The sequence below is a fragment of the Herbaspirillum chlorophenolicum genome, from assembly GCF_001189955.1.
In the GTDB taxonomy this organism is placed as follows: Bacteria; Pseudomonadota; Gammaproteobacteria; order Burkholderiales; family Burkholderiaceae_D; genus Herbaspirillum; species Herbaspirillum chlorophenolicum.
In genome coordinates, this window is record NZ_LFLT01000009.1 from 55,369 (window position 1) to 69,100 (window position 13,732).

11 protein-coding genes and 3 tRNA genes are annotated in these 13,732 nt (G+C 57.2%); 4 read left to right on the forward strand and 10 right to left on the reverse strand.

Going from position 1 to position 13,732, the window contains the following annotated elements:
• Positions 1-57 precede the first annotated feature (57 nt).
• The gene (locus AKL28_RS08040) at positions 58-1,842 is read right to left on the reverse strand and encodes a sensor histidine kinase (protein ID WP_050467602.1); all 1,785 of its coding nucleotides are present in this window, start codon (positions 1,840-1,842) and stop codon (positions 58-60) included.
• Between the two features lie 269 nt (positions 1,843-2,111).
• On the opposite strand from AKL28_RS08040, the gene AKL28_RS08045 reads away from it, so the two are divergent.
• On the forward strand, positions 2,112-3,065 hold the full coding sequence (locus AKL28_RS08045) for an alpha/beta hydrolase family protein (protein WP_331456554.1): 954 nt from the start codon (positions 2,112-2,114) through the stop codon (positions 3,063-3,065).
• Positions 3,066-3,367: 302 nt separating this feature from the next.
• Here the strand turns inward: AKL28_RS08045 and AKL28_RS08050 are convergent.
• From AKL28_RS08050 to AKL28_RS08090, 9 genes are all read right to left on the reverse strand, one after another.
• Positions 3,368-3,444 (reverse strand) — tRNA-Asp (locus AKL28_RS08050).
• A gap of 27 nt (positions 3,445-3,471) precedes the next feature.
• Positions 3,472-3,547, reverse strand: a tRNA-Val gene (locus AKL28_RS08055).
• Between the two features lie 45 nt (positions 3,548-3,592).
• Positions 3,593-3,865: an HU family DNA-binding protein gene (locus AKL28_RS08060; protein ID WP_050467603.1), complete on the reverse strand. Its 273-nt coding sequence runs from the start codon at positions 3,863-3,865 to the stop codon at positions 3,593-3,595.
• Positions 3,866-4,144: 279 nt separating this feature from the next.
• On the reverse strand, positions 4,145-6,553 hold the full coding sequence (gene lon / locus AKL28_RS08065) for an endopeptidase La (RefSeq protein ID WP_050467604.1): 2,409 nt from the start codon (positions 6,551-6,553) through the stop codon (positions 4,145-4,147).
• A gap of 285 nt (positions 6,554-6,838) precedes the next feature.
• Positions 6,839-8,104, reverse strand: coding sequence for an ATP-dependent Clp protease ATP-binding subunit ClpX (gene clpX / locus AKL28_RS08070; protein WP_050467605.1), 1,266 nt, complete (start codon positions 8,102-8,104; stop codon positions 6,839-6,841).
• A 240-nt stretch (positions 8,105-8,344) separates the two neighbouring features.
• The gene (gene clpP / locus AKL28_RS08075; protein ID WP_050467606.1) at positions 8,345-8,971 is read right to left on the reverse strand and encodes an ATP-dependent Clp endopeptidase proteolytic subunit ClpP; all 627 of its coding nucleotides are present in this window, start codon (positions 8,969-8,971) and stop codon (positions 8,345-8,347) included.
• A 48-nt stretch (positions 8,972-9,019) separates the two neighbouring features.
• Positions 9,020-10,369 (reverse strand): trigger factor, encoded by a 1,350-nt coding sequence (gene tig, locus AKL28_RS08080; RefSeq protein ID WP_050467607.1) that lies wholly within the window; start codon positions 10,367-10,369, stop codon positions 9,020-9,022.
• A gap of 309 nt (positions 10,370-10,678) precedes the next feature.
• A complete protein-coding gene (locus tag AKL28_RS08085) occupies positions 10,679-11,167 on the reverse strand; it encodes a CreA family protein (RefSeq protein WP_050467608.1) in 489 nt (162 codons plus the stop codon).
• Between the two features lie 86 nt (positions 11,168-11,253).
• Entirely contained in the window at positions 11,254-11,448 is a 195-nt protein-coding gene (locus AKL28_RS08090; protein ID WP_050467688.1) for a DUF1653 domain-containing protein, read from the reverse strand.
• 270 nt (positions 11,449-11,718) lie between these two features.
• Between AKL28_RS08090 and AKL28_RS08095 the strand changes: the two genes are divergently transcribed.
• The 3 genes from AKL28_RS08095 to AKL28_RS08105 all read left to right on the forward strand — a co-directional run bounded on the left by AKL28_RS08095 (position 11,719) and on the right by AKL28_RS08105 (position 13,663).
• Positions 11,719-11,805, forward strand: a tRNA-Leu gene (locus AKL28_RS08095).
• A gap of 72 nt (positions 11,806-11,877) precedes the next feature.
• Complete coding sequence (locus AKL28_RS08100; protein WP_050467609.1) at positions 11,878-12,159, forward strand: hypothetical protein; 282 nt, start codon at positions 11,878-11,880, stop codon at positions 12,157-12,159.
• A gap of 319 nt (positions 12,160-12,478) precedes the next feature.
• Positions 12,479-13,663: a GGDEF domain-containing protein gene (locus AKL28_RS08105; protein ID WP_231602369.1), complete on the forward strand. Its 1,185-nt coding sequence runs from the start codon at positions 12,479-12,481 to the stop codon at positions 13,661-13,663.
• Positions 13,664-13,732 lie beyond the last annotated feature (69 nt).

Consider the following 13,732-nt stretch of genomic DNA (forward strand, 5'->3'; position numbering starts at 1 on the left):
GCGATACAACCGGGGCGGCGCTCATGGCCTGCCTGCCGGTTGCCGCGCGCTTATCGTTCACGGCTGCTCGCCCATGTTGGGGAGCAGGCCCTTTTTCGGCAGGGAGAAGTAGAAGCTGGCGCCTTCCTTGAGCGTGCTTTCCGCCCAGACGCGGCCGGCATGGCGGATCACGATGCGTTGCACCAGCGCCAGCCCGATACCCGTGCCGGCATATTCTTCCTGGCGGTGCAAACGCTGGAACGTGCCGAAGAGTTTGTGCGCATAACGCATGTCGAAACCCACGCCATTGTCGTGTACGCCATAGACAATCTCGTCCTCGCCCTCCTCGGCTGTCACGCGCACCAGAGGCTGTTCACTTTTACTGCTGAACTTGATCGCGTTGCTCAACAGGTTCTCCCAGACTTGGGCCACCAGCCCACGATTGGCTACCACGCTGCCCATCGCGGCCACATCGAAGGTCACGCGCGGGTTTTCCTGCCGCAGCTCGCTGATCGTTTGCATCACCAGATCTTCCATGGCGAAACGTTCCGGCGCCAGATCGCCGGTCGTCGACTTGGCCAGCTTCAACAGGTCGTTGATCAGCTCGTCCATCTTCTTGACGTTGCGGCGGATCACCTGCAATTGCTCGCGGCCCTTGTCCTCCAGCACTTGGGCATAATCCTCTTCGAGAATCATCGCGTAACCGGAGATGGCGCGCAGCGGCGCGCGCAGGTCGTGCGATACCGAATACGAAAAACTCTCCAGTTCCTTATTCACGTTATGCAGATGCAAGGCCTGGCGCTTCAGGTCGGCGTTCAGCGCCTCGATCTCGTCCTCGGCACGCTTGCGCTCCGAGATGTCGTATATCACGGTACGGCTGACCAGGTGGCCGGTCTCCGGATTCAGGATGGCGGTAGCGTTGAGCAATGCCGTGAATACCGACCCATCCGAGCGCTGGTACTTCAAATCCTGGCTGATGATTTCCCGCTTGAGCAGGAGCTGCGGCAACAGCTCCCTGACATAACGTTCGGCGCTTTCCGGCGCCAGCAGCTCTGCATGGGTCATCTTGCCCACTACCTGATCGCGCGTGTAGCCCAGCCACTTCAGTTCGGTGTCGTTGATCTTGATGATTTTCTTGTTTGTCTCATCCACCGCGTGATAACCGCAGGGCGCATTGTTATACAGGTCTTCGATTTCGTTGGTGTAAGCTTGGGTCTTTTGCTGGGCATCTGCGCGCTTTGCCATCTCGAGCCTGAGTTTCCGGTACACCACCACCAGCAGGACGATGCTGAGCAAACTACCTCCAAGCACTGCCAGGATCGTGATCCTGGCGCTGGAGGCAGTCTCTTGTGAGCGCGTGGCCAACAATGCATTTTCCGAACCCTTCATGTCCAGGAAATTGGCGCGGATCTCATCGCTCAGGGTCTTGCCTTCCAGCAGTTGCGCCTGGGACGTCTTCGGCGCGAGCTCCAGCAACTTGCGCGCCAATACCAGGCGCTGTGCCACAAGGTCTTCGGTAACCGATAGTTTCTGCAACTGGGCTGGATTGTCGTGCATGAGCAGGCGCAGCTCATGCATCAGGGAGTTGAGCTGCCGCACACCAGCTTCGAAATTGCCCCGGTATTCATCATTGCCCGACAAGGCATAACCGCGCGCGCTGCTGACAGTGTCGCGCAACGTCGAATGCGCCTCTTCCAGTACGTTGAGCACCGTATGCGTGTGCTGCACCCATACCGCGCGCTCTTCGAAATCCCGCACGGAGTGATACGAAAAACCGGCTACGCAAACCGATAGCAGCAATGCCAGAAAGAAGAAGATGGCCGTGCTGGCCGTGGCTAGTTTGGTTTGATTGAAGGCCGGCATTTTTTTCGGCATGCAGAAAACTCCAACAGTTCCGCTTCACATCAGCGTTTGGATTCTATTCATATTGCCCTGCTGCGGAAACAGCCCGCGCCTGCGCACGTCCGTCAACCTCTTGAAATGGATGCCTGTGGTATCTCCATGCTTTTCTAATTTTATTTTTGATTTATTCTATAACAACAGCCGTCCGATTTGTTACCAGACGGCATCCCATCACCATACCGGAGATTCATGTCTTCATACCGGGGTGATCCGTAGAGGGATTAATCCTCATGATGCAAACATTGAAACTCTTCCTCGCTGCCATTCTTGTTTTGGCGGCAACCACGGGACAGGCTGCCGGTTTTCGCCTCCTGGAAATCCCTGCCGATCACGATGGCTCGGCACTGGCAGGCGCAGTTTGGTATCCATGCGCAAAACAACCAGAGGACGTGAAAATTGGCTCCTACGTCATGTCCGTCGCCAAGGATTGCCCTGTTGACGGCAAGGAGCTGCCGCTTGTTGTCATTTCCCACGGCTGGGGCGGGACTTTTCTTGGTCATTTCGACACCGCAGAAACGCTGGCGAATGCCGGGTTTATTGTCGTGGCCATTAACCATGGCGACCATGCCACAAACGGAAGACGCAACAGCGACTTCTCTGTGTTGCTTCAGCGACCGGCCGACATCAAGCGAACAATTGATTTCATGCTCGGCTCATGGAGCGACGCATCAAGGATCGATGCCGAACGCGTGGGATTTTTCGGTTTCTCGCGAGGCGGCTATACCGGGCTCGTTGCCATTGGCGCCATCCCCTTTTTCAGCAACGCTCAGCAATTATGCGAGGATAAGGATCCCCTTGTTTGCGAACGGGCCCGTAAAGGAGAATTACCGGTACTGCCTCACGACACGCGCATCAAGGCGGCCGTGATCGCTGATCCGCTTAGCATTTTTTTTACCGATGAGAGTTTCAAGAATGTGAAGGTGCCTGTCCAGCTCTGGCAATCCAAGTACGGCGGCGACGGCGTGACACCGGAAAGCGTCACCGCCGTTGCTCACGCATTGACGTCAGTGGTCGAATTTCAGATAGTGCCGAACTCGGGACATTTCGCATTTCTACCACCGTGCCCAATTGAGATGGCAAAGCGAGTACCCGAAATCTGCTCGGATGCTCCCGGCTTTGATCGGGCGGCCTTTCATCAGGAACTTGATGCCAGGGTGCTCGCTTTCTTCCGCAAGAATCTATGACCGCTCAATAAACCGATTGGCTGTTCGCATGGATTCTTGCCTGCCCGGTAGCGCCTTATGTACGCCCAATTCTGGACACACAAAGAAAAAGGGCCTGCTCAATGAGCAGGCCCTTTTTAACTGGCGGAGTGGACGGGACTCTCCTACATGCTGCAGGCCGCGGAATCGCTTGCAAGCGATTCCCTTCTCGCCCCGCCGCAAGCCGCGCAAGCGGCTTGCTCCACTCCGATTCCAATCGGAAGATTCGCTACGCGAATCAGGGTGTAAACGTAAAAACGCCCGCTTACGCGGGCGTTTTTATCTGGCGGAGTGGACGGGACTCGAACCCGCGACCCCCGGCGTGACAGGCCGGTATTCTAACCAACTGAACTACCACTCCTGAACTGGTTCAACTATTCGATACCGATGGTGGGTGCTGAGAGGCTCGAACTCCCGACCTAAGCCTTGTAAGGGCTCCGCTCTACCAACTGAGCTAAGCACCCCGATACCTTAACAGTTTGCTGCTTTGTCACCAGCAGCGAAGTCCGTTATTTTATAGCATCTTTCAGTGCCTTGCCAGCTTTAAATTTCGGCACTTTAGCGGCCTTGATCTTGATCGCTGCGCCGGTCTGCGGGTTACGGCCGGTACGTGCGGCGCGCTTGCCGACAGCGAAGGTACCGAAACCAACCAGGGTCACGGTGCCGTTCTTCTTCAGCGTGGTCTTCACTGCGCCGATGAAGGCATCCACCGCGCGGCCTGCGGCGGCCTTGGAGATGTCTGCGGCACCGGCAATATGTTCAATCAGTTCGCCTTTATTCACTTACGCCCCTTGTACAAATAAGTTTGATTATTAGTGACAGCGCTTGCGACTCAACGGCAGAGTCTTTTCACCGTCGCTTGCCTTGCGGAAAATCCCGCAAGGGTTATTAAACAAGCCGCAAATCCATGTGTCAAGCGGGTTTCCGGGTTTGATGGCAATTTTATGGCGATAAGATCATTTTCCGCAGGGAAATCAAACCAGAAGCGGCGCCCGAAAAAAAACGCCTCCGAAGAGGCGTTTTCTTAACTTGCTGTTTCGCTTATCTGCGGCAGCTCTTTGTCAGTGCTTGACCACCGGATCAGCAGCCCCGTCCTTCGGAGCAACCGCCGATTCGACAATCGCCTCATCTTCAGGCAATGCAGCCGGCTGACGTTCCAGCGCAATTTCCAGGACTTTGTCGATCCAGCGTACCGGGACGATCTCGAGCTTGTTCTTGACGTTGTCCGGAATCTCGGCGAGATCCTTCACGTTCTGCTCAGGGATCAATACAGTCTTGATCCCACCGCGATGCGCCGCCAACAGCTTTTCCTTCAAGCCGCCGATCGGCAGTACTTCACCGCGCAACGTGATTTCACCCGTCATCGCCACATCGGCGCGCACCGGAATGCCGCTGAAAATCGATACCAGCGCGGTCGTCATGGCGATACCTGCGGACGGGCCGTCCTTCGGCGTCGCACCTTCAGGCACGTGGATGTGGATATCGCTCTTCTCGAACACTTCGTTCTTGATGCCCAGCTTGCGGGCACGGCTGCGCACGACGGTGCGGGCCGCTTCGATCGATTCCTTCATCACGTCGCCCAGCGTACCGGTGCGGATGATCTGCCCCTTGCCGTGCATGTTGACCGCCTCGATCGTCAGCAAGTCGCCGCCCACTTCGGTCCATGCCAGCCCGACCACCTGGCCGATCTGGTTTTCCTTTTCGGCGATGCCGAAATCGAAGCGGCGCACGCCCAGGAATTTGTCCAGGTTGCGCGAAGTCACGGTGACCTTCTTCTCCTGCTTTTTCAGCAGCAGCATCTTCACGACCTTGCGGCAGATCTTGGACACTTCGCGTTCCAGCGAACGAACACCGGCTTCACGGGTGTAATAGCGAATGATGTCGCGGATCGCCGATTCGGCGACGCTGATCTCGCCTTCCTTCAAGCCGTTGTTCTTGATCTGCTTGGGCAGCAGGTAACGCTGTGCAATGCTGGTCTTCTCGTCCTCGGTATAGCCCGACAGGCGGATGACTTCCATCCGGTCCAGCAATGCCGGCGGGATGTTGAAGGAGTTCGAGGTCGCCACGAACATCACGTCCGACAGGTCGAAGTCCACTTCGATGTAGTGGTCGGAGAACGTGTGGTTCTGTTCCGGGTCCAGCACTTCGAGCAGGGCCGACGACGGGTCGCCGCGGAAATCCATGCCCAGCTTGTCGATTTCGTCGAGCAGGAACAGCGGGTTGCGCACGCCGACCTTGGACAGACTTTGCAGGATCTTGCCCGGCATGGAGCCGATGTACGTACGACGGTGACCGCGGATCTCGGCCTCGTCACGCACCCCACCCAGCGCCATGCGCACGAACTTGCGGTTGGTGGCGCGGGCGATCGACTGGCCCAGCGAAGTCTTGCCGACGCCCGGAGGACCGACGAAGCACAGGATCGGCGCCTTCAGCTTGTCGACGCGCTGCTGCACGGCAAGATATTCAAGAATGCGTTCCTTGACCTTGTCCAGGCCGTAGTGATCGCCTTCCAGCACCTTCTCGGCGTTGGTGAGGTCATTGTTGACCTTGGACTTCTTCTTCCAGGGCAATCCCACCAGCGTATCGATATAGTTGCGCACCACGGTCGCCTCGGCCGACATCGGCGACATCAGCTTGAGCTTCTTGAGTTCGCCCTGCGCCTTCTCCAGCGCTTCCTTGGGCATCTTGGCCGCGAGGATCTTCTTTTCCAGCTCTTCCAGATCCGCGCCGTCTTCGCCTTCGCCCAACTCCTTCTGGATGGCCTTGACCTGTTCGTTCAGGTAGTACTCGCGCTGCGACTTTTCCATCTGGCGCTTGACGCGGCCACGGATGCGCTTTTCCACCTGCAGGATGTCGAGTTCGCCTTCCAGTTGGCCGAGCAGGTGCTCGTAACGCTTGGCGACGTTGAAAATCTCCAGGATGACCTGCTTCTGCTCGAGCTTGAGCGGCAGATGCGCGGCAATGGTGTCGGCCAGGCGGCCGGCATCATCGATACCGGCCAGCGAGGTCAGGATCTCGGGAGGAATCTTCTTGTTCAGTTTTACGTACTGGTCGAACTGCTGCACGATGGTGCGGCGCATGGCTTCGACTTCAGCGTCGTCACCCTGCTCGGACTCGACCGGAGTCAGGTCGGCCACGAAATGCGTCTCGAGTTCGCTGATGTGGTGGATGCGCGCACGCTGCGCGCCTTCGACCAGCACCTTGACCGTGCCGTCCGGCAACTTCAGCATCTGCAGGATATTGGCGACGCAGCCGATTTCATAAATATCATCGGCGGAAGGCTCATCCTTGGCCGCGGCCTTCTGGGCCGCGAGCATGATGCTCTTGCCTTGTTCCATGGCCGCTTCCAGCGCTTTGATCGACTTGGGACGACCGACGAAGAGCGGAATCACCATGTGCGGGAACACAACCACATCCCGTAACGGCAACAGCGGCAACTGCGATTGTTCTGTAAGTATTGGAGTCGTCATGGCGGGCCTTATCAATGAATACTGGGAATGATGTTGGCACGAGTGACCAAAACACAAGTCCGGCTGAGCTAAAAAATCAGGACAGAAAGACCGATGTCATGATCGCAACAAAATAAAAAAGCCACACACGAAGTCGCCCTCGGGTGGCTTTGCGATGGAAGCCAGAGTGAATTGCGCCGGTTTATTTTACCGCGTTTGGCGGATACCGGACTTTATGCGGCCTGTTCCTGCATGAAGCGCCGCATTGCACCGCGACGCTTCCTTGCTTCTTGGGAATCCAGCGCCTCAGGCGCCGGAAACCTTCGGTTGGTCATGGTAGATCATCAACGGCTTGGCGCCGTTGGTGATGGTGTTTTCATCAACCACAACCTTGGCCACATTCTGCTGGCTGGGTAATTCATACATCACGTCGAGCAAGGCATGCTCAAGAATGGAGCGCAACCCGCGTGCACCGGTCTTGCGCGCCAACGCCTTCTTGGCAATCGCATTCATGGCGGCGGGACGAATTTCCAGTTCCGCACCTTCCATCTGCAACAGCTTGGCATACTGCTTGACCAAGGCATTCTTCGGTTCGATCAGGATTTCGATCAACGCAGCCTCATCCAGCTCGTTCAAGGTCGCGATGACCGGCAGGCGGCCAACCAGCTCCGGAATCAGGCCGAACTTCACCAGGTCTTCCGGTTCCGCGTTGAGCAGCACTTCGGACGCCGTCTTCTCGGACTGGCTCTTGACGCTGGCCGAGAAGCCGATGCCGCTCTTTTCCGAACGGTCGGAAATGATCTTGGCCAGGCCATCGAACGCGCCGCCGCAGATGAACATGATGTTGGTCGTGTCGATCTGGACGAAATCCTGGTTCGGATGCTTGCGGCCGCCCTGCGGCGGCACCGATGCCATGGTGCCTTCGATCAGCTTGAGCAGCGCCTGCTGCACGCCTTCGCCCGACACGTCGCGGGTAATCGACGGATTGTCCGACTTGCGCGAGATCTTGTCGATTTCATCGATGTAGACAATGCCCCTCTGCGCCTTCTCGACTTCGTAATTGCAGTTCTGGAGCAGCTTCTGGATGATGTTCTCGACATCCTCGCCCACATAACCGGCTTCAGTCAGCGTGGTGGCGTCGGCAATCACGAAGGGCACGTTGAGCATGCGCGCCAGCGTCTGCGCCAGCAGCGTCTTGCCGGAGCCGGTGGGGCCGACCAGCAGGATGTTGCTCTTGGCCAGCTCGATATCGTCCTTCTTGCCCAAGTGCTTCAAGCGCTTGTAGTGGTTGTACACCGCCACCGACAAGATGCGCTTGGCGGTCGACTGACCGATCACATATTGGTCCAGCAGGTCGCAGATTTCCTGCGGGGTCGGCAAATCCGACTTGGTGCCTGGAACAGACTCCACGCTGGCGGCTTCATCCCGGATGATGTCGTTGCACAAATCGATGCATTCGTCACAGATGAATACCGAAGGGCCGGCGATCAGCTTTTTGACTTCGTGCTGGCTTTTGCCGCAGAAAGAGCAATAAAGCAATTTTTCGCCGCTAGAAGATTTTTTCTCAGACATAGAGCTAAAGGAGATAATTTACGGCCTGATCATACCTGCGAAATGCGGATTCGTCACGGCTTGGTCATTTTCGACCATTCGGTTCAATTCCCACTTCGCCATGTGACATTTATATGTCATCTCCGTCCCGATTTATCAAGGAAACAGAGCCGAAAAAGCCGTTCTTTGCGAAATTCCTAAAAAAAATGCCCAGACGGCAATTCGTCCGGGCATTTTTACGCGTTTTACTGCAGCGCAAACTCAAGCGCGTTCGTGCAATACCTTATCGATCAGACCATATTCCACTGCGGCATCAGCCGACATGAAGTTGTCGCGATCGGTATCCTTGCCGATCTGGTCGACCGAGCGGCCGGTCTTTTCAGCAAGAATAGCGTTGAGGCGCTCACGCAGGTACAGGATTTCACGCGCCTGGATCTCGATATCCGATGCCTGCCCCTGGGCGCCGCCCAAGGGTTGGTGAATCATGATCCGAGAATTCGGCAGCGAGAAACGCTTGCCCTTGGCGCCGGCCGCCAGCAGGAACGCGCCCATGGACGCGGCCAGACCGGTGCACAGCGTCGACACTTGCGGCTTGATGAACTGCATGGTGTCGAAGATCGCCATGCCGGCCGAAACCGAACCGCCCGGCGAGTTGATGTAGAGCGAAATATCCTTGTCCGGATTTTCGCTTTCCAGGAACAGCAACTGGGCGACGATCAGGTTGGCGGAAGCATCATTGACCGGTCCGACCAGGAAAATGATGCGCTCCTTCAACAGGCGCGAGTAAATGTCGTACGCGCGCTCGCCGCGGCCGCTCTGTTCAATCACCATCGGCACCATGCCGAGCATTTGCGTGTCCAGTGCAGACTCCTTGATCAGACCTGTCATGTGCCTTCCTTTGCGTAAAGTGTTTTGATAGTACGCGAGAAAAGCGGCTTACGCTTGAGGCTGATTGCCCATCAGTTCGTCGAACGAAACCGGCTTTTCCGAAACCTTGGCTTTGCCGAGAACGTAGTTGACGACGTTTTCTTCCAAAACAAGAGCCTCGACTTCGGCCAGGCGGCGGCGGTCGGAGAAGTAGTACTTCAGCACTTGCTGCGGATCTTCGTAGCTTTGGGCGAAGTCTTCGATCTGTGCCTTGACCTGTTCTTCGGTGGCATCCAGCTTGTTTTGCTTGACCACTTCAGCCAGGATCAGGCCCAGACGGACACGACGCTCAGCCTGGGCGGTGAACAGCTCCTTCGGCAGCTGCATGACCTTCGGGTCCATGCCGCGCTGGGCCATGTCTTGCTTGGCCATTTCCGACAGACGCTCGACGTCTTGCTCGATCAGGGCCTTGGGCACTTCCAGGTCGCTGACCTTGATCAGCGCGTCCATCACGCTGTCCTTGGTCTTGGCCTTGGTGCGTGCGGTCACTTCGCGTTCCAGGTTCTTCTTGATGTCTTCGCGCATCTTGGCCAGGTCGCCGTCTTCGATGCCCAGCGACTGTGCGAAGTCAGCGTCGACTTCAGGCATATGCGCCCATTCGACCTTCTTCAGGGTGATGGTGAATTCTGCAGTCTTGCCGGCCACATCCTTGCCGTGGTAATCCGCCGGGAACGGCAGCGGGAAGCTCTTGGATTCGCCTACCTTCAGGCCGAGGGTAGCCGCTTCGAATTCCGGCAGCATGCGGCCTTCGCCCAGCACGAACGGGAAATCGTCGGCCTTGCCGCCCTGGAATTCCACGCCGTCGATCTTGCCGACGAAGTCGACAGTCACACGGTCGCCGTTTTGTGCCGACTGGTCGGCGCCGCCGTCGCCGTGCGCGCCTTGCTCGCCCTTGACGTGGTAGTGCACGCGCTGCTTGCGCAGGATGTCGATGGTCTTGTCGATTTCAGCGTCGGAGACCGATGCGGTGGTCTTTTCGACTTCCGCGCCGGACAGGTCGCCGATCGATACGTCCGGATACACTTCGAAAGTAGCGTCGAATGCCAGCGCGCCTTCACCGGCTTCTTCGCTGGTCTTCGGCTCGATCTTCGGGAAACCGGCCACGCGCAGGTCGTTCTCGACTGCTGCGTCATTGAATGCACGGCCGACCTTATCGTTCAGGACTTCGGTTTCGACCTGGTAGCCGAACTGTGCGGCAACCATCTTCATCGGCACTTTACCTGGACGGAAGCCCGGCGCCTTGGCAGTGCGGGCACGCACCTTCAGGCGCTTTTCCACTTCAGCCTGAACATCGGCCAGCGGGAAAGTCAGGGTCATACGACGTTCGAGTTTGCTCAGGGTTTCGACTGCAGTTGCCATTTAAATCGTCCAAATAATTAAGAATTCCGTAAGCCGGAGCATTCGTTTTCCCATCCGCATTGATGTGCCCAGACGAGAAACGGCCTGCCCGACCGCGCTAAAGCTCTCTATTTTATACGCAAAAACCGCGCGGAGTCCAAAATTGGACACGCGGCCTCGCAAAGCCCATCCAAAGTGCCCGCATTGCCTTGAAACACAGGCCAACGCTGGCAGTTGCAAGAATTTCATCTCGCATCGCGGCCACCGCGCAAGGTGCTGATTTCTGGCAAGCAACCAGCGCCGGTGGGCGGCGGCGGATAACCGCGATAATTACTTGACCGGAATCGGCGCCGACGCCGCCACCGGCACAGCCGTCACCGCATTCATCGGACTGCCGTCGATCAGCTTGTCCGAGTAGGTCAGGTAGACCAGGGTATTGCGCTTGACGTCCACCACCCGCACCACGTGCAGACGCTTGAACAGCATGGACATGCGTTCGGTGAACACGTCTTCCTGCACCGGCAGCTTACCGTTGAATTGCACCGTAGCGGCAACCTGGCGGCAGGCGATTGATGCTTCCGCCTTGTCTTCGGCAAGGCCGACCGTCCCCTTGACGCCGCCGGTACGCGCACGGGAAACATAGCAGGTCACCCCAAGCACCTTGGGGTCGTCATAGGCTTCGATGACCACACGATCGTTCTTGCCCAGCCAGCGGAAAGCCGTACTCACCTCCGCAAGCTCATCGGCAACCGCGCTGCCTGCCACGACGGCGCCGACACAGAGAAAAAGGCAAGCCAGGGAGTGCGCATTGAGTTTCATGAATATCTGCCTGCGGTGAATGTGAACGTGAAATCGGAAAAAAGACTTGAAGCAACAATGTGCCGTTAGCGTCGGCAGCAACCGGTTCAGTCGACCAGCAGCTCGAAGCGCGGCACTTGCTTGCCGTCGACATCGACCATTTCATGGAAGACCTCCTGCGGCCGTATCCACAAGGTCCCGTTGGCAGCGCGATAGACGATCATGGGCGTCAGGTCCGACTCCAACGTGGCCTCGCCGACAAATTCATAGATGCCGCCTTTGTAATGGCGATAGCGTGTCATGGCAATTCCCGAAAGATGATATTGAAACTGGCGCAAAGCCAGGCCCGGCATGGTACTACCGAACCGGCAAAACGCAACTTCCGGCAGCAGGCTGCAAGCCGGTGCAGCCGTTTGCTGCGCCGGAAATCGGGCGTTTCCGAAAAACACAGACATGCGCAACGGCATGCAGTACAATAGCGCGCTTTACGAAAATGCTACCCGCATCGGTAGCGGCAAGTCTGCTGCAACGGCGCTTCCAGACTGCTATCGCACCGATGTCCGACACCTTTAGCGAGGATGGCGAAATTGGTAGACGCACCAGGTTTAGGTCCTGACGCCAGCAATGGTGTGGGGGTTCGAGTCCCCCTCCTCGCACCAGACGATCCCTTGATATTGCATGCCTCCCTGTCCTGAACGACTCAGGAACTCGGAGGCCGTTCAGGAACCACCATGCCCACTCAGGAAGAATTCGACGCATTGAAGCAAAGCCACAACGCATTGCTCAATAAATTCATCGAGAACAATACGGCCGACCAGATCCTGTTCTCGACACTGTTTACCGCCGCTGCGGTGCTGTCCAAGGATGGCCGGCAGTTCACCCAGGGCGCCATGGGCATTGCACGTTCGCTGGCATCGCAATTGGCAGCCGGGGGCACCATGCCCAAATCGCTGCTCGATACCGTCGAGACCCGCATTGCGACCATCGAAGCACTGCTCAAGGACAAGTTCTAAGGCATGTCCCCCCTCTGCACGTATGCGCCGTCATACATACAAGCACATCCAGCCGCCTCGCCTTCACACACCAAAACTCACGCCAAAATAGCCGCCCGGAAATAATTTACGGTACGCGCAAAGCCTTGCCAGGCAAGGATTGTGGATAAATTGCACGTATCGCCAACACTTTGTTTACCGCACGGTTAGCCTTGTTTATTATCCAACCCAGCCATATGGGGAATCATTGACCAAGCGTTTCGCCTGCAAGCGGTTCATCGCGGCTCCGAGCGCTTTTCAATGAACGGGTGATGTAACTTGCAAAGGCAGAAAAATGGTCATGTCGTACGAGATGGTGCATACCTTCGGCTTCAGCGTTTATTTCGTTTTCTTCCTTCTGTTTCTCTGGACCCGCCGCATTCCACGCACCAATTCCGGTTCCGGCTGGTGGGCCATTTCAATTTCCTTCGCGCTGCTGGCTCGCCTTAGCCTGATCCTGCTGATCCCCACCCACGATGTGCGCCTGATCGTTTCCATCTATGCCGCCATCAACATTCTGGAAAAACCCTTCCTGCTGACCGGCTTGTGCCGATTCTTGAATCTCGATGCCAAGTGGCGCTGGTTCTGGCTCACGGCGGCACTGGCCGAAGTGTGGCTGCTGATCGCATGGATGGCGGATGTTTCGCCGTTCGTGCGCAACGTGGGATATTCAGTGGCGAATGCGGGATTCATGTTCTGGATGGCATGGGCCAGCTACAAAAACCGCAGCGAAATCCCTCGCTGGCTGCTGCCGGTCGCTGTCGCATCCGCTGCGATGGGCATCCATTGGCTCTGCGGACCGGTGCTCATCGAACTCTATCCGAGCTGGTTCAAGAACGGTTTCCTGCTGGGCACCGTGCTGGTGTTGCTGCAATACATGTCGCTGCTGGCGGCGACGCTTTCGCAGTTCCAGAAACGCTTGCTGGAAGCAGAAGCCAAGGCATTGGACATGGCCTTCCTCGATCCGCTGACCGGCCTGAACAACAAGCGCTACATGAACACCCTGTTCGACCACGCGCTGCTGCTGGCCACGCGCCCGCACCATATGGTCGCAATCTTCTACATCGACCTCGACAACTTCAAGCCCATCAACGATACGGCCGGGCACCACGTAGGCGATGAAGTGCTCAAGGCCATCGCCGGACGGATCAAGGCTATCGTGCGCAGCACCGACATCTGCGCCCGCGTGGGCGGCGACGAATTCATCGTGATCGGCACCCAGCTGGAAAATGAAGCGCAGGCCTTTGAAGTGGCCAAGAAACTGCTGTCCCAGATGATGCAGCAGGTACAGGTCGGCGAAAGCCAGTATATGCTCGGCGCCAGTATCGGCATCAGCCTCTATCCGCACCATGCGCGCGACTTGTCGGAACTGATCCAGTGTGCCGACAGCGCGATGTATCAGGTCAAGCGCAATGGCAAGAGCGGCTATGAAATCTATAAAGCGCAGACTGACGCCGCCCCCATGCAGGAGCAGTTGGCCCATTGAAAACACTCCGGGGTGGCGCCGCCAACGCGCATCGATTATAGTCGGCTCGACATTTTTCAATGCGAATAG